Annotated in this window: 20 protein-coding genes; 17 read left to right on the top strand and 3 right to left on the bottom strand. The window is 65.2% G+C overall.

Annotated features, from left to right (window positions below):
• Positions 1-23: 23 nt before the first annotated feature.
• The 11 genes from speB to ACFUTU_RS06425 all read left to right on the top strand — a co-directional run bounded on the left by speB (position 24) and on the right by ACFUTU_RS06425 (position 15,228).
• Positions 24-1,136: an agmatinase gene (gene speB, locus ACFUTU_RS06475; protein ID WP_377962194.1), complete on the top strand. Its 1,113-nt coding sequence runs from the start codon at positions 24-26 to the stop codon at positions 1,134-1,136.
• On the top strand, positions 1,133-2,812 hold the full coding sequence (locus tag ACFUTU_RS06470; RefSeq protein ID WP_377962192.1) for a thiamine pyrophosphate-binding protein: 1,680 nt from the start codon (positions 1,133-1,135) through the stop codon (positions 2,810-2,812). Before speB ends, ACFUTU_RS06470 begins: the two co-directional genes overlap by 4 nt.
• A gap of 183 nt (positions 2,813-2,995) precedes the next feature.
• Complete coding sequence (locus ACFUTU_RS06465) at positions 2,996-3,493, top strand: MarR family winged helix-turn-helix transcriptional regulator (RefSeq protein WP_377962189.1); 498 nt, start codon at positions 2,996-2,998, stop codon at positions 3,491-3,493.
• The gene (locus ACFUTU_RS06460) at positions 3,486-5,519 is read left to right on the top strand and encodes an MDR family MFS transporter (RefSeq protein ID WP_377962186.1); all 2,034 of its coding nucleotides are present in this window, start codon (positions 3,486-3,488) and stop codon (positions 5,517-5,519) included. The genes ACFUTU_RS06465 and ACFUTU_RS06460 overlap by 8 nt, the downstream gene beginning before the upstream one ends.
• 259 nt (positions 5,520-5,778) lie before the next feature.
• Positions 5,779-7,512: an ABC transporter ATP-binding protein gene (locus tag ACFUTU_RS06455; protein ID WP_377962427.1), complete on the top strand. Its 1,734-nt coding sequence runs from the start codon at positions 5,779-5,781 to the stop codon at positions 7,510-7,512.
• Complete coding sequence (locus ACFUTU_RS06450; protein ID WP_377962184.1) at positions 7,509-9,566, top strand: ABC transporter ATP-binding protein; 2,058 nt, start codon at positions 7,509-7,511, stop codon at positions 9,564-9,566. Before ACFUTU_RS06455 ends, ACFUTU_RS06450 begins: the two co-directional genes overlap by 4 nt.
• Positions 9,567-9,622: 56 nt before the next feature.
• Positions 9,623-10,051 (top strand): acyl-CoA thioesterase, encoded by a 429-nt coding sequence (locus tag ACFUTU_RS06445; RefSeq protein ID WP_377962181.1) that lies wholly within the window; start codon positions 9,623-9,625, stop codon positions 10,049-10,051.
• 2 nt (positions 10,052-10,053) lie between these two features.
• On the top strand, positions 10,054-10,326 hold the full coding sequence (locus ACFUTU_RS06440; RefSeq protein ID WP_377962178.1) for a hypothetical protein: 273 nt from the start codon (positions 10,054-10,056) through the stop codon (positions 10,324-10,326).
• 54 nt (positions 10,327-10,380) lie between these two features.
• Positions 10,381-12,612: an McrB family protein gene (locus tag ACFUTU_RS06435; protein WP_377962175.1), complete on the top strand. Its 2,232-nt coding sequence runs from the start codon at positions 10,381-10,383 to the stop codon at positions 12,610-12,612.
• Between the two features lie 130 nt (positions 12,613-12,742).
• A complete protein-coding gene (locus tag ACFUTU_RS06430) occupies positions 12,743-13,945 on the top strand; it encodes a restriction endonuclease (protein WP_377962424.1) in 1,203 nt (400 codons plus the stop codon).
• A gap of 662 nt (positions 13,946-14,607) precedes the next feature.
• A complete protein-coding gene (locus ACFUTU_RS06425; protein ID WP_377962172.1) occupies positions 14,608-15,228 on the top strand; it encodes a TetR/AcrR family transcriptional regulator in 621 nt (206 codons plus the stop codon).
• A 42-nt stretch (positions 15,229-15,270) separates the two neighbouring features.
• Here the strand turns inward: ACFUTU_RS06425 and ACFUTU_RS06420 are convergent, their stop codons facing one another.
• A complete protein-coding gene (locus ACFUTU_RS06420) occupies positions 15,271-16,962 on the bottom strand; it encodes a sensor histidine kinase (protein ID WP_377962170.1) in 1,692 nt (563 codons plus the stop codon).
• A 101-nt stretch (positions 16,963-17,063) separates the two neighbouring features.
• Between ACFUTU_RS06420 and ACFUTU_RS06415 the strand changes: the two genes are divergently transcribed.
• A complete protein-coding gene (locus ACFUTU_RS06415; RefSeq protein ID WP_377962167.1) occupies positions 17,064-17,819 on the top strand; it encodes a response regulator transcription factor in 756 nt (251 codons plus the stop codon).
• A gap of 19 nt (positions 17,820-17,838) precedes the next feature.
• Here ACFUTU_RS06415 and ACFUTU_RS06410 read toward each other — a convergent pair whose 3' ends face one another.
• On the bottom strand, positions 17,839-18,264 hold the full coding sequence (locus ACFUTU_RS06410) for a very short patch repair endonuclease (protein WP_377962164.1): 426 nt from the start codon (positions 18,262-18,264) through the stop codon (positions 17,839-17,841).
• 26 nt (positions 18,265-18,290) lie between these two features.
• Entirely contained in the window at positions 18,291-18,725 is a 435-nt protein-coding gene (locus ACFUTU_RS06405) for a pyridoxamine 5'-phosphate oxidase family protein (RefSeq protein ID WP_377962158.1), read from the bottom strand.
• A gap of 241 nt (positions 18,726-18,966) precedes the next feature.
• On the opposite strand from ACFUTU_RS06405, the gene ACFUTU_RS06400 reads away from it, so the two are divergent.
• From ACFUTU_RS06400 to ACFUTU_RS06380, 5 genes are all read left to right on the top strand, one after another.
• Positions 18,967-19,641, top strand: coding sequence for a DUF6318 family protein (locus tag ACFUTU_RS06400; RefSeq protein ID WP_377962155.1), 675 nt, complete (start codon positions 18,967-18,969; stop codon positions 19,639-19,641).
• A gap of 8 nt (positions 19,642-19,649) precedes the next feature.
• Positions 19,650-20,582, top strand: a complete 933-nt coding sequence (locus ACFUTU_RS06395; protein WP_377962153.1) for a hypothetical protein — start codon at positions 19,650-19,652, stop codon at positions 20,580-20,582.
• Between the two features lie 133 nt (positions 20,583-20,715).
• Positions 20,716-21,789 carry an alkene reductase gene (locus ACFUTU_RS06390; RefSeq protein ID WP_377962150.1) on the top strand — a complete coding sequence of 358 codons (1,074 nt, stop codon included), beginning with the start codon at positions 20,716-20,718 and terminating at the stop codon, positions 21,787-21,789.
• Positions 21,790-21,960: 171 nt separating this feature from the next.
• Positions 21,961-22,692, top strand: a complete 732-nt coding sequence (locus ACFUTU_RS06385) for a GntR family transcriptional regulator (protein ID WP_377962147.1) — start codon at positions 21,961-21,963, stop codon at positions 22,690-22,692.
• Positions 22,693-22,973: 281 nt separating this feature from the next.
• On the top strand, positions 22,974-23,969 hold the full coding sequence (locus tag ACFUTU_RS06380; protein WP_377962144.1) for a sugar phosphate isomerase/epimerase family protein: 996 nt from the start codon (positions 22,974-22,976) through the stop codon (positions 23,967-23,969).
• Positions 23,970-23,987: the final 18 nt, after the last annotated feature.

The following is a 23,987-nucleotide window of genomic DNA, read 5'->3' as shown; positions in this document are numbered from 1 at the left end:
ATCCTCGAAGGAGAGGCGTTCCTTTGGAAGAGCTGCGCATCGAAGCCAACGGCAACCTTGGCCCCATCGATTCATCCCGTATTCCCCGCTACGCCGGGGCGGCGACCTATGCCCGGCTGCCGCGCCTGGACCAGGTGGCCAAGTCCGACATCACCGTGGTGGGCGTGCCCTTTGATTCCGGCGTCTCCTACCGGCCAGGTGCACGCTTCGGCGCCAACCACGTCCGTGAGGCCAGCCGGCTCCTCCGCCCGTACAACCCGGCCTGGGACGTCAGCCCCTTCGAGAACTGCCAGGTGGCCGACGCCGGCGACATGGCCGTAAACCCGTTCAACATCAATGAGGCCATCGAGACCATCCAGCAGAACGCCCTCGACCTGACGGCCACCGGCAGCAAGCTGCTCACCCTCGGCGGCGACCACACCATCGCGCTGCCGCTCCTGCGTGCCGCGGCCGAGCGTGCCGGCGGCCCCATCGCCATGCTGCACTTCGACGCCCACCTTGACACCTGGGACACCTACTTCGGTGCCGAGTACACCCACGGCACGCCGTTCCGCCGCGCCGTCGAGGAAGGCATCCTGGACACGGAGGCCATCAGCCACATCGGCACCCGCGGCCCGCTGTACGGCAAGAAGGATCTCGACGACGACCACCGCTTCGGGTTTGGCATTGTCACCTCCGCGGACGTGTACTACCAGGGCGTGCTGGAGACGGTGGCCAAGGTGCGCGACCGGATCGGAAACCGTCCCCTGTACATCTCCGTAGACATCGACGTTCTGGATCCTGCCCATGCGCCCGGAACCGGCACGCCCGAAGCAGGCGGCATCACCAGCCGGGAACTGCTGGAGATCATCCGCGGCTTCCGCGGCATGAACCTCGTCGGCGCCGACGTCGTTGAAGTTGCCCCGGCCTACGACCACGCCGAGATCACCGGCGTTGCCGCAAGCCACGTTGCCTACGAGCTCGTGACCCTCATGGCGGACAACACCGTGGCCGGCGACCGCTTCGGCGCGGAGACCGGCTACGCCGCCCAGGCACTGGGGCGGGAAGTACGGCGGCCGGCAGGGTTTGCGGCAGCGTCCCCGGCCCCGGCCGACAATGGCGCCGTCCGCGCTGCCGTGGGGGAGTACTCCCAGTGACCGGTGTCGGGCCGGCCGGTGTCCGCAACGGCGGGGACCTCGTCGTCGAAACCCTTGACGCGCTCGGCGCCAAGACGGTGTTCGGCATTCCCGGCCAGCACGCGCTGGGGCTCTTTGACGCCATGGGCCGCGGCAACCTGAAGTTCGTGTCCTCCCGGGTGGAGAACAACAGCGCCTTTGCCGCCGACGGCTACTCGCGCGCCACGGGGGAGGTGGGCGTGCTGTTCCTGTCCACCGGACCGGGCGCGCTGACGTCACTCGCCGGGTTGCAGGAAGCCTATGCCACGGGTGTGCCCATGGTGGTGGTTGCGAGCCAGATCCCTCTTGAGGGCCTGGGGGCACGCCGGAAGGGCATGCTGCACCAGCTGGATGACCAGAAGGCTTCGGCCGCGAACGTCACCAAGAGCCAGCGGCTGATCCAGCACGCCTCCGGCATCCCCTCCGCCATCCAGGATGCCTGGACCGAGGCGATCTCCTCGCCGCAGGGGCCGGTCTGGCTGGAGATCCCGCAGAATGTGCTGCTGGACCCCATCGTGGTGCCGCCCGTCGAGGATGCGCTGGCCGAAGCGGCGGACAACCCGCCGCGCGTCGAACTGGTCCGCGAAGCCGTGAAATGGCTGTCGGCGGCGGAGCGACCCGCCATCATCGCCGGCGGCGGAACCCGCCGGGGCCGGGCGGAGAAGTCGCTGCTCTCGATCGCGGAAAAGCTCCGGGCCCCCGTCATCTGCACGCCCGGCGGCAACGGTGCCTTCCCGTGGAACCATGAACTGTCGCTGCAGTCCTGGATCGAGGACCGGCACATGACAGACCTCCTCGAAGACGCCGACGTTCTGGTGGTAGTCGGCTCGTCGCTGGGCGAGGTCACCTCCAACTACTTCACCTTCGAACCGCGCGGCCGCATCATCCAGATCGACGCCGAACCGCGCGTCCTGGAGTCCAACCGGCCAGGCCTGGGGATCCGCGCCGACGCAGGCCAGGCGCTCGCGGCCCTCGACGCATCGCTGGCGGCACCCGCCGAGCCCAGGGCCGACTGGCACGGGACCTCGCCGGAGGACCTGGTGCGGGAATCACTGCGCAAGGTGAAGGAGCGGCTGGAATCGCAGGACCTGGCCAAGGAACTGAAGTTCATGGCCGACATCCGCGAGGCAGTTCCGGCGGACATGCAGACCTTCTGGGACATGACCATCTCGGCCTACTGGGGCTGGAGCTGCTGGGACGCCCGCGAGGGCCAGTTCCACTCCGCCCAGGGCGCCGGCGGCCTCGGCTACGGCTTTCCGGCGGCGATCGGCGGAGCCGTGGGCCTGGAAACTGTGGGCAGGTCCGCGGCCTCGGCCCGGGTGCTCGCGGTCTCCGGCGACGGCTCGGCCATGTACTCCATCGCCGAACTTGCCACGGCCAGGCAGCACAATGTGCCGGTCACCTGGCTCATTGTGGACGACGGCGGCTACGGCATCCTGCGCGAATACATGGTGGGCGCCTTCGGCAAGGCCACCGCCACCGAACTCGCCCGGCCGGATTTCGTGAAGCTCGCCGAATCGTTCGGCGTTCCTGCCACCCGTGTCCCGCCGGAAAACGTGGGGGACGCGCTCAAGGCGGCTTTCGCCACGGACGGCCCGAACGTCGTCGTGGTTGAAACCCTGCTCAAGATGTTCGCCCCCACGCACGTGGACAACTAACCCCTCCCGCCAAGCCCCGTTTTTCTAGCGCGAACTGGCAGCTAACGCCCGCAAATCTCGATTTTGAGGGCATCAGCTGCCAGTTCGCGCTTCTGCTTTTAAGCCGCCTCCCGATGCTTAGTTTCCCAAAGCAACCTTTTATTGCTATAGTTGCCCAAGGCAAGCAATAAGGGGTTTCTCATCATGGCAGTTGCGCCAAATACAGCAGCCGAACTCGTGCGCCAGATCTTCGACCTGCAGCGGGCGGTCCGGTGTGTGACCGTTTCCAACTCGCGCGGCATCGAAGCGGGAGTTGCCCTGCAGGGTGTCCTGCGGTTCGTGGGGGAGAAGGAATCGCGCGCCACGCACCTCGCTGCCCGGCTTGGCGTCAGCGCGCCGGTCCTCAGCCGGCACATCGCGGAACTTGAGGAACTCGGACTGGTGCACCGGCGGCCCGACCCCGACGACGGCCGGGCGCAGTTGGTGGCCCTCACCGACGCCGGGCGCGCAAAGCTGGCCGACATCGAGGAACACCGGGTGGCCACTCTCCAGGAATTCCTGCGGGACTGGAGCCAGCAGGACGCCGAGGAGACGGCGAAAGTACTCTCCAAACTCTCGGAATCCCTTCGGGAATCCGCCCGGGCAACGGCGGCCGGTCCCACCGCAACCACTACCAAACGCAAGGAGCACATCAATGGCTAGCCACGCCGCCGTCTCCGGGACGGCCACGTCACGCCCTGTTGCCCACACGCCTCAGGCGCCCATGACGCACCGGCAAATCATGGAGGCACTGACCGGTCTCCTCGCCGCTTTCTTCACCGCGATCCTCAGCAGCACCATCGTGGCCAACGCGCTGCCCACCATCATGTCCGAACTCAAGGGCACGCAGACGGACTTCGCGTGGGTCATCACGGCGGCGCTGCTGGCCAACGCGGCCACCACCCCAATCTGGGGCAAGCTCGCCGACCTGTTCGACAAGAAGGTCCTGGTCCAGCTCAGCATCGTGATCTTCGTGGCGGGGTCGGTGATGGCCGGTCTTTCGGAAAACATCCCTCTGCTGCTGACAGCCCGCGTTGTCCAAGGCATTGCCATGGGTGGCCTTACGGCGCTGGCCCAGGCGATCATCGGCTCCATGATCCCGCCGCGTGACCGGGGTAAGTACTCCGGCTACATGGGCGCGGTCATGGCCGTCGGCACGGCCGGCGGTCCGCTGCTGGGCGGCTTCATCGTCGACAGCCCGCTGGGCTGGCGGTGGACGTTCTTCGTCTGTGTGCCGCTCGCCGTCGTCGCCCTGATCCTGCTCCAGATCACCCTGAAGATCCAGCACGTCAAGCGGCCGGCCAAAATCGACTGGCTCGGCTCCATCCTCCTAACCACCGGCGTCAGCCTGCTCCTCATCTGGGTGTCGTTCGCCGGCAACCCCGACTACTACGACTGGTGGTCCTGGCAGTCGGCACTCATGGTGGGCGGCGGCGTCGTGCTCCTGGCACTGCTGGTGGTGGTCGAATCCAAGGTTGAACAGCCCATCATTCCGCTGAAGATCATCTCCGAGCGCACCACCGCCCTGGCCATCTGGGCCTCCGTGGCAGTGGGCGTGGCGATGTTCGGCTCCTCGACCTTCCTGGGCCAGTACTTCCAGGTGGCACGCGGCGCTACGCCTACCGAGGCAGGCCTGCTGACCCTGCCCATGATCGCCGGCAACCTGATCGGCTCCGTGCTGTCCGGCCAGCTCATCAGCCGGACCGGCAAGTGGAAGCGTTACCTGATCGCCGGTTCCGTGCTGCTGATCGGCGGGCTGGGCCTGGCCGGCACCATGGACCACACCACTGAATTGTGGCTGTCGGGCGTATTCACCGCGGTCCTGGGCCTCGGGCTGGGCATGCTGATGCAGAACCTCGTCCTCGCTGTGCAGAACACCGTCAGCGCCAGCGACATCGGGACGGCCAGCGCGTCCGTGGCCTTCTTCCGCTCCGTCGGCGGTGCAATCGGCGTGTCCGTGCTGGGCGCGGTCATGAGCAACCGGGTCAAGGAGCTGGCCACGCAGGGACTCGCCGATGCCGGAATCAAGGCCGGCTCGGGCGCGTCCGGTGCCAGCCTCGACCTCGCCGACATGCCTGCCCCGATCCGGGACATCATGCGGGCCGCCTACGGCGATGCCACAGCCGAGATCTTCCTCATCGCCGGCGCCATCGCGGTGGTTGCCCTGATCGCCGTGCTCCTGATCAAGGAACAGCCGCTGCGCCGGACCGTGGATATCCGCCCTGAGGCCGCTGCGGATGCTGCTGCCGATTCCGCGGAGGAGCGCGCCGCGGAGTATTCCGACGACGACCTTGACCGGGAGTTCGCGGAAGTGCTGACCCGCCAGCTGGCCGACGACGCCACGTCCCCGTCCTACCCGGCCCGGCAGCGGACACCGGAACCCGCTCTGCCCATGAACGAACCGCCGGCCCGTGCCCGAACCATGCTCGCGGAAATGCACAACCGGCCGGCGGACCTGCTGCCGCTCATCCAGGAGACGCAGGGGCTTCTCGCGGAGCAGCAGGTCCAGCTGGCCAAGGCCCTGAACGCCGTCGCAGGGCAGGCCGAGCAGCAACGCCTTATCGCGCAGGAGCAGGCCCGGGTGAGCGAGGAACTGAAGGCGCTGAGCCGGCGGCTGGCCAAGGAGCGGAAGCTCCAGAGCGCCGCCGCGCACTACATCGCCTCCCACGGCAAACACCGCGGCGAATAACCGCGGCGAACAGCCCATAGCGCGGACGGCAATAGCGCGAACGTACACCTGTGGCCCCTGGAAACCGCTTCCTTGGGGCCACAAGTGTACGTTCGCGCTGGATGTGGGTTTCTGTTCCGGCGTCGTCCGCTGGGATGATCTTCGTCCGGGACGTTTCACCCGGGCAACAGATTTCGTAGAGTTGGAAGGCTTTGGCTGTCAGACCCGTCTGCTACTACTTCTCCTAACTCATTCGCGCTCTCCCGAAGGATCCGTGAGCATGCTCGTCACCCTGATACGGCGTTATTCCAGACCGTATTTGCCGTACATCCTGGCTGTCATCGCGTTCCAGCTGGCATCCACCATCGCGGCACTGTACCTGCCCAGCCTCAATGCCCAGATCATTGACGAGGGCGTCTCCCGCGGCGACACCGACTTCATCTGGCGTACCGGGGCGGTCATGCTCCTCGTGGCCTTCCTCCAGGTGGGCACGGCCATCGCCGGCGTCTACTTCGGGTCGAAGACCGCCATGGCCGTGGGCCGGGACATCCGCCGCGGCGTTTTCCGCAAGGTGACCAGCTTCTCGGCCAAGGACGTCAACGCGTTCGGCGCTCCCACCCTGATCACCCGCGGCACGAACGATGTCCAGCAGGTCCAGATGCTGGTGCTGATGGGCCTGAACTTCATGGTGTCCACGCCCATCATGTGCATCGGCGGCATCATCATGGCACTCCGCGAGGACATCAACCTCTCGTGGCTGGTCTGGGTTTCGGTCCCGGTCCTCTTTGCCGTGGTGGGCTATCTCGTAGTGCGCCTGATGCCGCTGTTCCGCTCCATGCAGAAGAAGATCGACCGCATCAATGAGGTCCTGCGCGAGCAGATCATCGGCATCCGCGTGGTCCGGGCCTTCGTCCGTGAACCCTACGAAACCGAGCGGTTCGGCCAGGCCAACAAGGAACTGACGGATGTCTCGCTGAAGATCGGTGCGCTGTTCGTCCTGATGTTTCCTGCCATCGGCATGATCCTGCACCTGTCCACCGCAGCCGTGCTCTGGTTCGGCGGCCAGCGGGTGGACTCCGGCGACATGCAAATCGGTTCCCTGACGGCCTTCCTGCAGTACCTGCTCCAGATCCTGATGGCCGTGATGATGGGCACCTTCATGGCCATGATGATCCCGCGGGCGTCCGTCTGCGCGGACCGCATCGGCGAGGTGCTCGACGTAGAACCCTCGATCCACGATCCCCGGCAGCCGGTGGCGCCGGGACAGCTGGAAGGAGTGGTGGAGTACCGCAATGTCACCTTCGCCTACCCCGGAGCCGAGGCGCCGGTCCTGAGCAACATCAGCTTCACCGCCCGGCCGGGGGAGACCGTGGCCATCATCGGCTCCACGGGTGCCGGCAAGACGTCCCTGCTGTCGCTGCTGCCGCGGCTCTACGACGTCGCCGACGGCGAAGTGCTCCTCGACGGCGTCCCCGTCAGCCAGCTGGCCCGGGACGAAATCACCAGGCGCATTGCCCTCGTACCGCAGCGGCCGTACCTGTTCTCCGGAACTATCGAGCACAACCTCCGCTTCGGCAAGCCTGAAGCCACCGACGACGAGCTCTGGGTCGCCCTGCGCGTCGCCCAGGGCGACGGTTTCGTGAAGGCAAAGAAAAACGGGCTCGCGTCCCGCATCGCCCAGGGCGGCACCAACGTGTCCGGCGGCCAGCGCCAGCGGCTGTGCATTGCACGCGCCCTGGTGACCCGGCCCAAGGTCTACCTGTTCGACGACTCCTTCTCTGCCCTGGACGTCGCCACCGACGCCCGGCTGCGTGCCGCGCTTAAGCGCAGCACCGCGGACGCCACTGTCATCATCGTCGCCCAGCGCATCTCCACCATCACGGAAGCGGACCAGATCCTGGTGCTGGACAACGGCAGGATCGTGGACCGGGGAACGCACGAGGAACTCCTCGAAACCTCGCCCACCTACCAGGAAATTGTTGAGTCCCAGCTGAGCGTGGAGGAAGTGGCATGAGCGCCGACAAGAAGGGCAGGGGTCCGGCGGAAAGGTCCACGAAGGCAGCCCAGCAGGCAGCCGTTCTCCAGGACGATGACTTCGTCGAGGAGGAGTACACGCCGGGCGAGGCCGACGGCGGGATGTTTGGCGCGATGCCGGCCAAAAAGGCCCAGAATTTCTGGCCGTCGGCCAAGCGCCTCATGGGACTGCTGAAGCCGGAAGCGGCCGGCATTTATGTCGTCGTCGGCATGGTGATCGTCTCGGTGATCCTCAACGTCATCGCCCCCAAGGTGCTGGGCCAGGCCATGGACGTCATCTTCGGCGGCGTCGTCGGCAAGCAGCTGCCCGCCGGCGTCAGCAAGGATCAGTTCGTTGAGGGGCTGCGCTCCCAGGGCCAAAGCAACTTCGCCGACATGGTCTCCCGGATGGAGCTCGTGCCCGGAACCGGCATCGACTTCCAGAAGCTCACCGTCCTGATTTCGGCCGTGCTGCTGATGTACTTCGTGGCCAACATCTTCCTCTGGCTGCAGGGCTACATCCTCAACAGGATCGTCATGAAGGTGATCCGGCAGCTGCGCGACGACACCGAAAAGAAGCTCAACCGGCTGCCGCTGAACTACTTCGACACCCGCCAGCGCGGCGACGTGCTCTCCCGGGTGACCAACGACGTCGACAATGTCCAGCAGGCGCTGCAGCAGGCGTTCGCCCAGCTGATCAGCTCGGTGCTGACAGTGCTCGGCATCGTCATCATGATGTTCATCGTCTCGTGGCAGCTGGCCCTGATCGCCCTCGTCGCACTCCCGCTGTCCGGCGCCGCGGCCGGCGTCATCGGCGCGCGGAGCCAGAAGCTGTTCGCCGCGCAGTGGAAGAACACCGGTGAGCTGAACGGACAGATCGAGGAGTCCTTCTCGGGCCATGACCTGGTGCGCGTCTTCGGCCGCGAAGCCGACATGCTGGAGCGGTTCGAGGAGCGCAACGAGGCCCTGTATAAGGCCAGCTTCGGCGCGCAGTTCGTCTCCGGCATCATCTTCCCCGTGATGCAGTTCGTCTCCTACCTCAGCTACGTCGGCATCGCGGTGGTGGGCGGCCTGCGGGTGGCCTCCGGCAGCATGAGCCTGGGCGACGCCACGGCCTTCATCCAGTACTCCCGCGAGTTCACCCAGCCGCTGGGGCAGATGGCGGGCATGGCCAACATGCTGCAGTCGGGTGTGGCATCGGCCGAGCGCGTGTTCGAGTTCCTGGACGCCGATGAGCAGGACGCAGAGACCGCCACGCAGCACCTGCCGGCCAAGACGGACGGCCATGTGGAGTTCCAAAACGTCACGTTCAGCTACACACCGGACAAGCCGCTGATCGAAAACCTGTCCTTCACCGCGCAGCCGGGCCACACCGTGGCGATCGTCGGCCCCACCGGCGCAGGCAAGACCACGCTCGTGAACCTGGTCATGCGCTTCTATGAGCTCAACTCCGGTGCCATCACACTCGACGGCGTGGACGTGACCCGGCTGAGCCGCGCCGAGCTGCGCTCCAAGGTGGGCATGGTGCTGCAGGACGCCTGGCTGTTCGGCGGATCCATCTACGACAACATCCGGTACGGCAACCTGGAGGCCACCGAGGACCAGATCATGGCGGCGGCCAAGGCCACGTTCGTGGACCGCTTTGTCCGTGCGCTGCCCGACGGCTACAGCACCGTCATTGACGAAGAGGGCAACAACGTCAGCGCCGGCGAGAAGCAGCTCATCACCATCGCCCGCGCCTTCGTGGCCAACCCGTCCCTGCTCATCCTGGACGAGGCCACCAGTTCCGTGGACACCCGCACGGAACTCCTGGTGCAGAAGGCCATGGCCGCGCTGCGCACGGACCGGACCAGCTTCGTCATCGCGCACCGGCTGTCGACAATCCGAGACGCCGACACCATCCTGGTCATGGAGAACGGCCAGATCGTGGAACAGGGGAACCACCAGAGCCTCCTCGCCGCGGGAGGCGCTTACCACCGGCTGTACATGTCGCAGTTCGCCGGCGCCGATGCCGGGGAAACCCCGGTGGACGATTCGACGGCGGTGCGGAGCTGAGCGCGCACACCCCGGAAGGCAGGCCGGCCTCCGGCCGCATCGAGGTGCTCGTACCGATGCGCTGGGGGGACATGGACGCCTACGGGCACATCAACAACGTGCAGATCGTCCGCATGCTGGAGGAGGCCCGCATCGCCGCCTTCGGCCCGCCCGCAGGTGCAGGTCTTCCCGGGATCGACCCCCACGTGTCACTGTTCAATGACGTTCCTAAAGGCACCATGGCGCTCGTGGTGGACCACCGGATCCGCTACGTGAAGACCCTCGAGTACCGCAACGTTCCGGCGGCGGTCCAGGTGTGGGTGGGCGCGGTGAAGGGCGCGAGCTTCGACATTCACTACCTTGTGCAGGACCCCGTTACTGGCGACGATTGTGTGAAGGCCTCAAGCCATTTGGCCTTCGTCGATGAAGCCACCGGAAGGGTTCTGCGGCTGACGCCGGAACAGAAGCAGCTGCTGGAGCCCTTCATTGAGCGCAAGGAGCATTGACCGTGGGAAAGCGGAACCTGGGAAAGAAAAACATGGCATGGAAGAAGAAGTCCTGGAAGGAGCTTCCCCCTGCTGCCCGCATCGGCACCATCGTCATCGGAGCCGCGCAGCTCGCCTACCTCACGGCAGCCCAGCGCGACCTTTCACGCAGGCCGGCCGAGCAGATCCGCGGCTCCAAGACGTTCTGGCGGCTGGCAACCCTCATCAATTTCATCGGCCCGAGCTGCTATTTCGCCTTCGGCAGGAAGCGGCTGCCCGCTGCTACCCGGAAGTAACCTTACCTTCGGACATGGTGCTGGCGTTCAGGTTAAGCCTGTAAATTTGAACGCATGACCCCCGCCCCAAAGCCTGCCATGCACCGCGCCCTCGGAGTCTCCAAAGAGATCGAGGACGCCGCGTGGTTCGTGCTCGGTGCCGGTCTGCAGGGCAGGCCGTCTGCTCTCGATGGCCGCACGCAGACGTGGACGGCGGAGGCCGCGGCGGAACTGCTGGAGCGGCTTGAGCGGGGAGTAGCCGACGCCAAGGCGCCCATGATGACCAACCTGCGCCACAACCTCGCGGACGCGTCTCCCTCGGCGAAGCAGCTGGCCGTGGAACTCCTTTTCCTGCAGTCACTGCCGCTGGCGCACGAGGTCAAGTCGCTCAAGGTCAAGCGGGCCCGCGTCGCCGAGGCCGCCTCCTGGCTGGAGCCGCCGCTGGAGCTGCCGGACGAGCTGTACCGGGGCATGACGGACCACGGCGTTATCCGTGACCGGACTGCGGAGTTCAACTGGACCATATGGGACCACCTGAAATGGCTGTGCCGCTTCGTGCACCACGTCGACGGGCAGTCCACCGCCGTCATCGGCCAGGCACTGAAGGATCCGCTGGCCTTTCACAAGCTGGCGGCGGGCACCCCCGAGGACCAGCCGGCCATCCGGCGCAGCATCGAGTACCTCGCCTGGCCCAGTTACTTCGAACCGGTGGTGGCGGACATCGAACGCCAGGAGATCAGGGACGCCTTCGCCTCCCTCGTCGGCGGCGCGAAGGGGGACAGCGAGGAGGAGATCACCGCTGACATCCGCCGCATCCGCCTGCACCTGGACGAGCAGGCCGGCCAGCGCATCGACTGGTACTCACGGCAGCTGGTGAGCCAGTGGCGCAAGGTCGGGGACCCCGGCCGCCGGGCCTGGCTGCTGCGCACCCACCACGACAACGCCGAGCTCCTGGCCGCCTGGCATGCAGAGGAGAAGGTGACGCTCGACGTCGAACACCTCCGCCTGCTTGACCCCGGCGTAACGGCGGGGCTGGTGCAGCACGCCGTGGACGAGGACTACAAGCACCTCGGCTACGTGGAGCGGGAGGACACCAAGACCGCTGTTTTCGCCTTCCTGACCGTGATGAAACCGGGCGACCTCGTGCTGTACCAGAGCGCCGGCGTCGTCCGGATCGGCGTCGTGCTCGGGGAGCCGGACCACAACGGCGACAACCGGCGGATGCGGCGCAAGGTGCGCTGGTTCGACGAAGCCCACGCAACCACCGACCTGCCGCGGCACATCCAGCGCCAACTGGCCAGCTCGGGCATCGTCGTCGATGTCACCCGGGTGGTCCAGGCTGTGCAGGCGCTGCTGCCCGCCGAAGCGGAAACCGAGCCCGACGCCGAGGCGTCACCGGCCACGGTAGCCCTCCCCGTGCTGGGCGGATTCCGTCCCATCACCCGGCAGTTTGCGGACTCACTGCACATGGAGGCGGAGCCGCTGCAGGAGATCGCCGACCTTCTCGAGGAGAACCGGCAGCTGGTCCTGTACGGTCCGCCGGGGACCGGCAAAACCTACCTTGCCAAGCATCTGGCCGCCGAACTGGCCCAGGACAGCACCGATGAACGCGTGAAGCTCGTCCAGTTCCACCCGTCCTATGCCTACGAGGACTTCTTCGAGGGGTACCGGCCGGATAAGACGGACGAGGGCCAGGTTTCCTTCAAGCTCGTGGCCGGCCCGCTGCGCCGGCTCGCGGAGGAGGCTGCCAAGCCCGGCAACGAGTCGAAGCCGTACTTCCTCATCATCGATGAGATGAACCGCGCGAACCTGGCGAAGGTGTTCGGCGAGCTGTACTTCCTGCTGGAATACCGCGACGACCGGATCTACCTGCAGTACAGCCCCAACGAGCCGTTCACGCTGCCGGACAACCTCTACATCATCGGCACCATGAACACGGCGGACCGCTCCATCGCCATGATGGACGCCGCGATCCGCCGCCGCTTCGCGTTCATCGAACTGCACCCGCAGACCGAGCCGGTGAAGGGATCGCTGCTGCGGTTCCTCGAGGCCCGGCAGCTGGACACCACTCCCGCGCTGCTGCTCGATGCCCTCAACCAGGCCATTGACGAGTGGGACCGCGACCTCATGATCGGGCCGTCCTACTTCATGAAGAAGGCCGCGCAGACGCCCGCGGGCCTGCGCCGGATCTGGAAGTACGAGCTCATGCCGCTGCTGGAGGAGCACTACCACGGGCAGCTGAACCGGGCCCAGCTCGAGGAACGCTTCGGCCTGGACCAACTGCTGGGACGCCTTGCGGCTCGCTAGCCCCGCCGGTTTCGGTGCCCCTGCCGCTTTCCCGAAGGCCGGTGGTTTCCCGACGGCGGGTGGTTTCCCGGCGGCGGATGCCGGCTCCGCTGCCCGCGGCAGCCGCGGTGCCGTCCCGGCCAGGCGGCACATCGTCCTGGACGAGCTCTCCGGCGGCACCGTGGAGAAGCTCGACCCGGACAGTGCCGCCTACCTGAACTCCAGCGGCCTGGCCAAGGCAACGCCGATGGGCATGGGGCTCTTCCGGATCGAGCCTGTCGGCAAGGTGGGCTCGGTACGCACTCCGCAGGTGCAGCTCGACGTGCGGCCCAAGGACCGGCTGGGGCTGAGCCGGCTGCTCTTCCTGCTGAGTTACGCCGGTGACCAGGGCTTCCGCGACGATACCGTGGCAGCGGACGAGGACGCCGAGCTCTGGAGCGCACTGGCGGCGTCGCTGGCGCAACTCGCCGAACGCGCACTCCAGCGGGGCGTCCTGCAGGGCTACGTCACCGTCGACGACTCGCTCCGCACGGTTAAGGGCCGCATCCGCATCTCGGACCAGATATCCCGCCGGCCGGGAATGCTGGTGCCGCTGGAAGTGTCCTACGACGAGTTCACCGAGGACATCCCGGAAAACCGCATCCTGCGCGCCGCGCTGGACCGCATGTCCCGCGTTCCGGGAGTTCGCCCGGACGTCCTCAGCCGCCTGCGGCAACTGAAGGGAAAGCTCGACGACGTCACCCGCCTGCACGCCGGCGCTCCACTTCCGTCGTGGCGGGCCAGCCGGATGAACCTCCGCTATCATCCGGCGCTGCGGCTGTCCGAGGTGATCCTCCGCAATGCTTCGGCAGAAGCGGGCGAGGGCAAGCAGCAGACGGCCGCGTTCGTCGTCGACATGGCCAAGGTTTTCGAGGATTTCGTCGGTGCGGCACTCCGCCGGGCCATGGGCGCCTTTCCCGGCGAGATGAGGCTGCAGTACAACGCATTGCTGAACGAGGCGGTCCGGGACTCCGACCGGCTGACCGTGAACCCGGACGCCGTGCACCTGCTGGGCGGCCGGCCGGTGGTGGTATACGACGCCCAATACCGCGCGGGCAGCGACCAGGGTGCGTCGCTTTCAGCGGACCATTTCCAGATGCTGGCCTACTGCACGGCCTTGCGCGTGCCCACGGCATGGCTGATCTACGCCGGAGCGGGTGAAGTGAAGCTGCGGCGGATCCTCAACACTGACATCGACATCGTTGAGTTCCCGCTGGATCTTTCCCGGCCGCCGTCGGAGATTCTCGCAGCGGTTGCGGACCTTGCCCAGCAGTCCTGGGGAGAAGTTGTCCGCCAGGCGGCCCTTGGCCGTTAGTCCCGCGGCTCCTGCGGCTCACCCTTCGGTTCGGAACCGTGAAGCTCGTCTGGATCCAGCCCGGAACCGTGCAGGGAGACCAAGTGCTCCAGGAGGGCCTTCTCCGGGGATCCAGCATTATGCGCAAGACAACTCCGGAGCTGGCTTCGGGCGCTGGCGCACGCCGGATCGGTGTCCTCGAGGACGGAGGCGATGATGCTGAGGACTTGCCCCCGCAACGAGTCGGTTTGGGGACAGCGAACGTCAGTGTCTGATACGGGAGGGCGTTCCGGAGACCTACAGTCTGGCGAGTCGGCGGGCGGCTGGGCCACTTGGAAGTCAGCCGGATGGAAGTAAGCGTCGGAATGGAGGAAGTTGTGGGCATCCCACCGGAGATAGTCTGCCATGCTGACCGTTCAACTTTCGGGTACACCCCATTGCGGGGCAGCCGCCGGCAGGTCCGTTTGCATAGGCGCCTGCAACTGTAGGCCATGCACTCAAACAGGAACAGACATAGCACCCGAAAGCTGCACTGACTTAAGAGAAGAATATCCCAAGACAGACAAGTCTGTCTTGCCATTGGGGATACAATATCTCTAGTGGCAGAGGTACCCAGCTCCAAGCCGTGGAGCGCCGGGGGAGTACCTCCCGGAGCGCTTCAGGCTGGACCGCAGCCAGCCGCCATGCCAGGTTTCCCGCTCCCAGCGGGAGGCCGGACGTTTGGCGAGGAGATTGCGGCGTCCGGTGCTGCCGGAATGCGCGAACGGATCGTTGACGCCGCCTACGACCTCTTCGCCAGCCGCGGAATCCGCGACGTGGGCGTCAATGAACTCATCAGCAGCTCGGGCGTCGCAAAAGCCACGTTCTACCGCCACTTCGCGTCCAAGGACGAACTCGTGCTGGCGTTCCTTGAGAAGCGAGACCAGGTCTGGACGATGAACGCGATCATGGGGGAGGCCCGTCGCAGGGCGGACACCCCCGAGCAGCAGCTGCTCGCCATCTTCGACGTCTTTACCGACTGGTTCCACCGCACGGACTATGAAGCCTGCTCATTCATTAACGTGCTGCTGGAGATGGGTGCTTCACACCCGCTGCGACGGGCCAGCATTGATTACCTCGCCAAGATCCGGGGCCACGTGAAGCAGCTCGCGGACGAGGCAGGGCTGCAGCGGACCGACGATTTTTCCCGGTCCTGGCACATCCTCATGAAGGGCTCGATCATCTCCGCCGCAGAGGGTGACCTTGAAGCGGCCCACCGCGCCAGCCGGCTGGCCCGATGGCTAATTGAGGACCACCGGGCATAGGCACTCTTGGTTGGGCACACCCTGAGACGCCGGGTCCAGGACTCAGTTCTGCACCGGCACGGCAAACGTAAACGTGGTGCCTTTCCCCACTTCGCTGGCGAGCGAGACGCGGCCGCCGTGGGCTTCCACGATCGCTTTACTGATGGACAGCCCGAGGCCGACCCCGGGAATCGTTGAATTGCGCACGGCTGCCGACCGGAAGAACTTGGCGAAAACTTCCTCCTGGTCCTGCTGGCTCATGCCCATGCCCGTATCGCTCACGCTGCAGACCATATGGCCGTCCTCGGACCGCAGCGCCACCACCACGTCGCCGCCGTCGGGAGAGTACTTGATGGCGTTCGAGACGAGGTTGTCCAGCACCTGCGAGATGCGCGCGGCATCGATGTGGGCCTCCAGCCTGTCCGGTGCGTCGGCCCGCAGCCGGATGCCGGATTCCGCGGCGCGTGGCAGGGCGGCGGTGACGCTGGTCCGGACCAGCTCGGCTACGTTCACTGCTTCCGGGGTAACGAGCAGTTGGCCGTTGCGGCTGGACAGCAGGTCCGAGACCAGCGTGAGAAGCCGTTCCGAGTTCCGCCGGATGATTTCCAGGGGGCCGCGCTGGGAGTCGGTGAGGTCGTCGTCGTCATCCAACAGAAGCTCCACGTACCCAAGAATCGAGGTGAGCGGAGTACGGAATTCGTGCGAGACATTGGAGACGAAGTCGTCCTTGGCGGCCAGCGCGTTGACCAGCTCGGTGACGTCGCTGAACACTATGACGGACCCGGCGAAATTGCCGTCCTGGTCCTGCATGGGCCTCGCGCTGGTGGAAATCGCGCGCTGTTCGGCGCCCGCCCCGAGCCACACCAGGTAGTCGGTGAACTCCTCGCCGAGGACCGCCCGCCGGACGGGCCGCTGATCGGTCGGCACCAGCGTGGTCCGGTCCGCAGCGAACACCAGCAGCTGGGATTCGTTGGGATCGTCGATGGTTGGCGGCGTTGCCAGCTGGTGATGCTGGCGCTGCTTGCGGTTCATCAGGATGTCATGGCCCTCGGCATCGACGGCGAGGACGCCCAGGTGCACCGTGTCCAGGACTGTGTTCAGCAGCCGTTCCTGACGCTTGCTGCCGGTCAGCACGCCGCGGAGCTGCGAGTCCTTTTCCTCCAGGTCACGCTGTTGCTCCTCGAGGTCACGCTGCTGCCGGACCATGCTGAGCGTCATGACGGACACAGTGACGCCGATGCCCAGCATCATGACCGGAATCAGGAGCGAGCGGGCCAGGTCCTGGCCGGACAGTTCGCCACGGAGAAACAGCGGCACCCAGATGATTCCCAGAGGGCCGAGGAAGGACAGTGCCACGGCGGTCCTGGGGAACAGCCCGGAGGCGCACAGCCAGATAACCGGAAAAACCGCCATGAGGCTGAGGCCCGTGAGGCTGTCCTGGCCGCCTTCCCTGCCGAGGCTGATGGAGACCATATCCAGGAGCGGCATGACCAGGAAGGAGGGGTAGGGCAGCCGGTGCCAAGGAACGGCGTAACAGAGGATCAGTATTACTGCCTGTGACACCAGAAAACTCATGAACAGAGGATTCGAAAGCGTTTCGGGGAAGAACGCCAGAATCAGAAAAGCTGTGATTCCTGCCGTCACGGACAGCGGCATTTGGCTCAGCAGCACCCTGCCCCGCAAGGAATACTCATGGAAGGGTCGCCGGAAGAGCAGGATCCGTCCGGAGGGATCTTTCCAGGCGATACTGCTCATGGGCGATGGTCCAGCTGGACAGGGCGTGAGAAACGCATAGGAGCAGGATATCCGCCGGGAGCTATACTGCAGACGGGATGTAGCGTGCTGAGGGGGCTGCAATGGGTGATACACGCGTTGGACTGGTCATCGAGGATGACCACGATATCCGCGAATTGGTGCGCGTTGTTTTGACGCAGGCCGGCTTTGAGGTGCGCGCCGCGAGCAGCGGTGCAGAAGGCGTTCTTGCCGCGAAGGAACTTGACCCGGCGGTCATCACGCTCGACCTCGGCCTGCCGGACATCGACGGCTTCGAAGTTGCCCGGCAGATCCGCCAGTTCTCTGACGCTTACATCGTCATGCTCACTGCCCGTGCCGAAGAGCTGGACACCCTGATCGGACTTGAGTCGGGCGCCGACGACTACCTCACCAAGCCGTTCCGCCCGCGTGAGCTGCGTGCCCGCGTTGCGGCCATGATGCGGCGTCCGCGTTCGACGCCGGATGTCGCCGAAGAGGGCAGCTCACCTGCCGCCGCAGCCAACGAGGGCCGCAAGTACTCCCACAACGGCCTCGACCTGAGTTACGAATCCCGGACCGTTGCCGTCGACGGCCAGGAACTGAGCCTGACGCGCACCGAGTTCGACCTGCTGCACGCCCTGCTCGAGGCGGGCCGCATGGTCCGCACCAAAGCTGATCTGGTGCGCCGGCTGCGGGACGAACCGTACGACGTCGGAAGTTACATCAGCGAGGCGGACGAGCGGTCCGTGGAAGTGCACATGGGGAATCTGCGGAAGAAGCTCGGCGATTCCGCACAAAACCCCCGCTGGCTGCAAACCGTCCGCGGCGTGGGCTACCGGCTGGCTCCTGCCGAGAACTGAGCCGCGCCCTCGCCCGGGGTCAGCCCGCAGCGAGGAACAACTCCAGCTGTTTCTCCACGGCGGAGAGATCCTTGAGCTCGCATTCCCAGACGGTGAGCACGTCCCAGCCGTCGTTCTCGAGCTGAAGGCGTTGGTTGGCGTCGCGGTCCCGGGTGCGCGTGCGTTTGGTTTCCCAGAATTCAGCGTTGGCCTTGGGGGAGTGCTGGCCCACCTTGCAGTCGTGGAAGTGCCAGAAGCAGCCGTTGATGAAGATAACCTTGCGCCGGCCGGCGAAGACGAGATCGGGGTTGCCGGGCAGCTTGATCCCGCCCGAGGCGCCGTGCAGCCGGTACCGGTAGCCCTTCGCGTGCAGGAGGCGGCGCACGAGCAGTTCGGGCTTGGTGTTCTTGCCCCGGATCCGGGACATGTTCCAGCTGCGCTGCTCAGGTGTCAGCCGGTCCGCCATGCTTTCAGTCTAGGCCGGCAGCCCGGCTAGAAATCGCGCTCCGGCTGTTCACCGAACTGGAAATGCCGGCCGCTGACTGAGCCGGGATCGATCTCGACATAGAAGTCTTTCAGTGTGGGCACCCAGGAGGCGAGCCCCAGCTCCTCGGCTTCGGCAATCTCCGCTGATTTGCTCAGCACGCGGGCCGTTCCCCGCAGCACCACCGACCATGCCTGGTCCGACATGATGCCGTCGGTTTCGAACAGGACCCTGTCGTTGATGGTCACCTGGGCGAGCTTGTTGCCCGGCGCAGTTCGGAAGTACAGCTTCCTGCGGCTGGTCACGTAATTGACCGGGAAGATATCCGGCTCGCCCGCCACGGTGACCACGAGCCTGCCGTGCCTTGTGTTCTCCAGAAGCTGCCAGCACTGCTCTTCATCGAGGATCAGGATGGGGTCGCCGTCGGCGTGGTTAAACATCATGTGCTCCATTCTTCTACAGCGCGTAGAAAAATGACCAGGGGTATGGACAGATCATCCCAGCAACGGCGGTGCTGCGCCATGGGTTCTGCCTCATTGGTTCAGCTTGTCCGAACTCAAGGGTAAGGAGGCTGAGGCGGCGAAGTGGCTGTGGATAACTTTGAGCCGAAAAGTGTGACCTCGGTTACCCTTTAACCACTGTTCGGACACAGATGTCTTGGAACCTATCCGGGGGGATTAGCGCATGACTTCTCGTACCTGCATTTCTGAACGTCTCCGCCTGCCCGCGTTTTCCGCCGTTGCTGTGTCCGTCCTTGCTCTGGCCGGTTGCAGTGGCGGAGGCGACCCTCAGGCCGGACCGACTGCCTCGGTTGTCGCCTCGCCAATCCAATCCGTTTCCGATTCGGCCTCTGCCACGCCCAGTGGCACTCCGACGCCCAAACCAAAGCCCGTGTACAAGCCGGCCGATGCTAAGGGCCGGGCGCAAAATGTGCCGGTGCCGGTCAAACCGGCTGTGGCTGACAAGAACACAAAGGAAGGGCTTGAGGCATTTACGAAGTACTGGTTCGCACTGCTGAATTACGGCTATGAGACGGGTGATCTCACGTCGTGGTCCGAGCTGACAGCGAACGCCTGCGTCTTCTGTTCCAACGTGAAAACGAGCGTCTCGGTTGGGTACAGAGATGGACGTTGGCAGGTAGGCGGGCGGCTTAAGACCCCGTCTATTCGATCGAGTTTCAAGCCCAATTCCGCAAGCCAGCAGGTAGTTGTGCAGGTTATTCAAGAAGTCACAAAGTACTACAAGGCCGACAAGACTGTGGGACGTAGCCCCGAGCCGGGAACAAATACGGCAGTGGTCGTAATTGCTGTCCATGCGAAGGGTAAGTGGGCCGTCTCTGACATGCACCTTGTCAGGTAAGACGAGTCATGAACAGGACAACGCTTGGGTCGGTTCTTCTGGCCATAGCGATCTTTGCCTGGCCTCCGCAAGTAAGCGATGCGTCCGCCGGGGACGACGATTATGGCGGCTCGTCTGGGTTTGAAGAGTCGGGAATCACAGCGGACGTTTGGATCCGAGATGAGGACACGAATGAATTTCTACCCGCCCCGCCGGGTTATGTCAGTACCGACCCGAACCAGTACAACGCCTTTCCCCAGTGCCAAGTGGACGACGGCAACTTAGCCATAGATTGCTTGGCAAAGCAGCGGGTGTGCCCTCCCAGGGCCGACGGGAAACCCGGGATTCCCGTCATCTGGAAGGTTGCGCCCAGGGAGATTGCGAATCCGACGTGGACGGACTGGACAGGCAACGGTGGCGGTCCGACGTGCCTCTATGACAGGAATCCCGAAGACCTGCTTCCGCGAATCGCCGCCCGTATACAAAGGGCATTCGACGATCTACCTGTGGCTCCGGGAAAGCTAACCACGCAACCCAGCCCGCACACCCTTCGCGGCGCAGAAACCAACTTCTACGCCGAGGCCACAGAGCAGTCCTTCGACATCACAATATTGGCGCAACGCATCCATATCATCGCCAAGCCTGTCCAGTACCGTTGGGACTTTGGTGACGGAGCATCGCTTGGCCCGACGACCACAACCGGCGGCCCACTTCCGCAGGCCCGTTGGGGTGAGAAGACCCGGACCAGCCATGCTTACGGCGCCACCGGCGACTTCAGCGTTGTCCTCACCACGTACTTCCAGGGAACCTACTCTGTAAATGGCGGACCGGGTCTCCCGATTCCAAACCAAGGACAGTTCAGTTCGCCGCCCCAGACCGTGAGTGTATGGCGTTCAGTCACCCGCAACTACGCAGACGATTGCAACGCCAACCCGCGTGGTGAAGGATGCCCGGGTTCGTGAACAACGAAGAGGGGCGTTAGGCGTCGTTCGCCGCCGGGCGATCAGGACATATGAACTGCACCACACCCGGAATAGTTGCAGACGCGTGGCAGTTGCAGCTGGTGAACCTGATGCATTCTGAAAGGAACTCCGCATGCTGTTTTCCCCGCTGACTCTCGGCGAGTACGAGCTCTCCAACCGCCTCGTCATGGCACCGCTGACCCGCGTTCGCACGGGCAAGGAAGGCGTACCCGGACCGCTCGTGGTGGAGCACTACCGCCAGCGCGCGTCGCTCGGCCTCATCGTCAGCGAGGGAACCTATCCCAGCCCCGCGGGCCGCTCGTACCCCGGACAGCCGGGGCTGGTGACGGCCGAGCAGATCGCTGGCTGGAAGAAGGTCACCGACGCCGTCCATGCCGAGGGCGGCCGGATTTTCGCCCAGATCATGCACGGCGGCCGCGTCTCGCACGAGGACATCAACGGCGGCCACACCGTCGTTGCACCCAGCGCCATCGCCGTCGAAGGTGAAACGCGGACCTACAACGGCAAGCAGCCGCACCCGGTGCCGCGCGAACTCTCCACCGACGAACTGCCCATCATCCGTGAGGAGATCGTCACGGCGTCGCGCAACGCCATTGAGGCAGGGTTCGACGGCGTCGAGCTGCACTCTGCCAACGGTTACCTTCTCCACGAATTCCTTGCGCCGAACACCAACGTCCGCACAGACAGCTACGGCGGCTCGCCCGAGAACCGCGCCCGCTTCGTGATTGAAACCGTAAATGCTGTGGTGGAAGCACTCGGCGCCAACCGCGTCGGCATCCGTATCTCGCCCGAACACAACGTCCAGGGCATCGAGGAAACCGATGCCGCCGACGTCCGGGCAACCTACGAGGTGCTGGTCAACTCCATTGCCCCGCTGGACCTCGCCTACCTGAGCATCCTGCATGCCGATCCCACCGGCGACCTCGTGCAGGACCTGCGCGCCCGCTTCAACGGCACGTTCCTGGTCAACACGGGCTTTGGCGTCATCACCACCCGCGAGGAGGCTCTGTCTCTCGTGGCCGATGGCCACGCAGACGCCGTCGTGGTGGGCCGGCCCGCCATTGCGAATCCGGACCTCGTCCGCCGCTGGCGCGAAGGCCTGCCGCTGAACGAACCGGACCAGTCGACGTTCTACGGCGAGGGTGCGAAGGGCTACACCGACTACCCGGTGTACCAGCCGGCCTGATTTCGCCTGGCTCTGTGGGGCCACAGCACTGATGGAACCGCCCGATCGCCCGGGCGGTTCCATCGGTTAAGGTCTCTGGGGGCATCCCTGGGAGAGGGTAAGCCGCGTAGCCTTCGTCATTGTCAGGACCAGCGTGCAGCCTTCCCTGAGGGGTCCCTATAGGATCTGATCATGCAAAAAGCGTCCAACGGCATCCGCGCCGGCAGCCGGCCCGAGGATCAGACCGGACGCAAAGGAAGCCGTTCCGTCAGCCGCCAGGTTCTGGCAGACCACGTTTACGAGGAACTTCTCGCCTCGCTCATGGACGGCCGGCTGGAACCCGGGGCAGCCGTCAGCATCGATGGGACTGCGCGCGAACTGGATGTTTCCCCTACCCCAGTCCGTGAAGCACTGGCGCGCTTGGAGCACACCGGTATGGTCCGAAGAGTGGCGCTTAAGGGATATCGCGTGGCCCCGGTATTCACCCGGGAGGACTTCGCCGACCTCATGGAAGCCCGCCTCGCCATCGAGCCGGTCAACGCCCGCATCGCCTGCTCCCGCTTGGACCCGCAGCGCCTCGCCGCGCTTGAACAGACTGTCGAGGACCTGAAGTCGGCGCCCCGGGGCCCGTCCTTTGCCGAGTACAAGGATTACCTAGAGGCCGACGAGCGCTTTCACCAGCTGATCGCGCAGCAGACGGACAACCAATTCATGGTTGGCGCCTACGCCGCCCTGGGTGGTCAGGTTCAGCGCTTCCGGCTTTTCGGCGGCGTGGGCATCACCGACGCGGAATACGCCATCGCTGAGCACCAGTCAGTCCTGGATGCACTGTCCAGCGGCGACCCCGAAAAGGCCGAAGCCGCCATGGCCGCGCACATCCAGAAGGTCCGCGAACGCGCAATGGCGGACGCCCCGGAGGAGTAGCCGCGCGCCGTCGCTCCAAGGAGTGTCACCACCAAAGAAAGTTGCAGCAGAGGGCGTTCCCAGCCGTGGGAGTGCCCTCTGCTGCTACTTACTCCGGGGGTGGCGTAGCGTGGGAGGTGCACCCACCCCAAGCCTTTGAGTAGTGACGCACTTCACGGCCAAAGGGTCCTCCCTATAGGATCTTCGATGCTCTGGGCTTCCGAAGGAGGATGTGACCTTGACAACTGCTACTCGATAGTAAATCCTATAGGAAACAGGATTCCACGAGGGAGTGAACACGAATGGCTTACACCGCCGATAACTGGCCCATCACCGCGGCACTGCTGCAGTTCCCGGGCGTCGACGCCAATGGCACCCACATCAACGACGCCGACGCCTCCGCCTGGGCCGAGGTCTTCACCGAGGTCAAGGAAGCCGGCTTCGCCAACGCAGACCTCACCGACAGCTGGGTCCGTCCCGGTGACCTGAGCAAGGAGCGCCTCGCCGAGTTCAAGCAGACAGCTGACAGCGTCGGCATCGGCATCCCGGTCATCTCCGCCATCCGCCAGAGCATCATCCAGGAGGGCAAGTGGGAGGACAACCTGGCGTACAGCCACCGCACCATCGACGCAGCAGCGGAACTCGGCTGTGAGGTCGTCTCCTTCGGCCTGCACCAGGCAATCACCCCTGAGCAGCAGAAGCAGCTCTGGTTCTGGACCGTCGAAGGCTACAAGGACCCGGTCGGCAACAAGGAAGCCTGGAACAACGCCGTCGCCCGGTTCCAGGAGCTCGGCCGGCACGCTGCAGAAGTGGGCGTTCTCCTCTCGCTTGAGATGTACGAGGACACCTACATCGGCACCGCCGACTCCTCCGTGCAGTTTGTCCAGGACATCGGCATGTCAAACGTCGGCCTGAACCCGGACCTGGGCAACCTGATCCGCCTGCACCGGCCCATCGAGGACTGGCGGGACATGGTGGCCAAGACCCTGCCGTACTCGAACTACTGGCACATGAAGAACTACATCCGCGACGAGGACGTGGCCCGCGACATGTACGTTGCCATGCCCGCCCCGATGGAAAGCGGCCTCATCAACTACCGTGAGGCGTTCAAGTTCGCCCTGTCGGTCGGCTACCAGGGCATCATCTGCTGCGAGCACTACGGCGGCGACGGCCTCTCCGTAACGGCCAGCAACCAGGACTACCTGCGCCGCCACGTCCTGCCCAAGAAGGACGGCTACGCCCTCGGCCAGAGCCAGGTTGCACAGGGCCGGCAGCAGCCCGTCGCCGTCGCCCGCTAGAGGCCGCCCGCGAGGGAC

The sequence above is a fragment of the Arthrobacter sp. NPDC057388 genome, from assembly GCF_042668165.1.
GTDB lineage: Bacteria > Actinomycetota > Actinomycetes > Actinomycetales > Micrococcaceae > Arthrobacter.
The sequence above is the reverse complement of the archived record's forward strand: the minus strand, read 5'-3'. Positions and strand labels throughout refer to the sequence as shown.

What these genes read in the sequence shown, in the direction of transcription:
- ACFUTU_RS06465 (WP_377962189.1), top strand. Translation starts at nt 2,996, where the DNA reads ATGGCAGTTGCGCCAAATACAGCAGCCGAACTCGTGCGCCAGATCTTC.
- ACFUTU_RS06460 (WP_377962186.1), top strand. Translation starts at nt 3,486, where the DNA reads ATGGCTAGCCACGCCGCCGTCTCCGGGACGGCCACGTCACGCCCTGTT.
- ACFUTU_RS06455 (WP_377962427.1), top strand. Translation starts at nt 5,779, where the DNA reads ATGCTCGTCACCCTGATACGGCGTTATTCCAGACCGTATTTGCCGTAC.
- ACFUTU_RS06450 (WP_377962184.1), top strand. Translation starts at nt 7,509, where the DNA reads ATGAGCGCCGACAAGAAGGGCAGGGGTCCGGCGGAAAGGTCCACGAAG.
- ACFUTU_RS06445 (WP_377962181.1), top strand. Translation starts at nt 9,623, where the DNA reads ATGCGCTGGGGGGACATGGACGCCTACGGGCACATCAACAACGTGCAG.
- ACFUTU_RS06435 (WP_377962175.1), top strand. Translation starts at nt 10,381, where the DNA reads ATGACCCCCGCCCCAAAGCCTGCCATGCACCGCGCCCTCGGAGTCTCC.
- ACFUTU_RS06425 (WP_377962172.1), top strand. Translation starts at nt 14,608, where the DNA reads ATGCCAGGTTTCCCGCTCCCAGCGGGAGGCCGGACGTTTGGCGAGGAG.
- ACFUTU_RS06420 (WP_377962170.1), bottom strand. Translation starts at nt 16,962, where the DNA reads ATGAGCAGTATCGCCTGGAAAGATCCCTCCGGACGGATCCTGCTCTTC.
- ACFUTU_RS06415 (WP_377962167.1), top strand. Translation starts at nt 17,064, where the DNA reads ATGGGTGATACACGCGTTGGACTGGTCATCGAGGATGACCACGATATC.
- ACFUTU_RS06410 (WP_377962164.1), bottom strand. Translation starts at nt 18,264, where the DNA reads ATGGCGGACCGGCTGACACCTGAGCAGCGCAGCTGGAACATGTCCCGG.
- ACFUTU_RS06405 (WP_377962158.1), bottom strand. Translation starts at nt 18,725, where the DNA reads ATGATGTTTAACCACGCCGACGGCGACCCCATCCTGATCCTCGATGAA.
- ACFUTU_RS06400 (WP_377962155.1), top strand. Translation starts at nt 18,967, where the DNA reads ATGACTTCTCGTACCTGCATTTCTGAACGTCTCCGCCTGCCCGCGTTT.
- ACFUTU_RS06395 (WP_377962153.1), top strand. Translation starts at nt 19,650, where the DNA reads ATGAACAGGACAACGCTTGGGTCGGTTCTTCTGGCCATAGCGATCTTT.
- ACFUTU_RS06390 (WP_377962150.1), top strand. Translation starts at nt 20,716, where the DNA reads ATGCTGTTTTCCCCGCTGACTCTCGGCGAGTACGAGCTCTCCAACCGC.
- ACFUTU_RS06385 (WP_377962147.1), top strand. Translation starts at nt 21,961, where the DNA reads ATGCAAAAAGCGTCCAACGGCATCCGCGCCGGCAGCCGGCCCGAGGAT.
- ACFUTU_RS06380 (WP_377962144.1), top strand. Translation starts at nt 22,974, where the DNA reads ATGGCTTACACCGCCGATAACTGGCCCATCACCGCGGCACTGCTGCAG.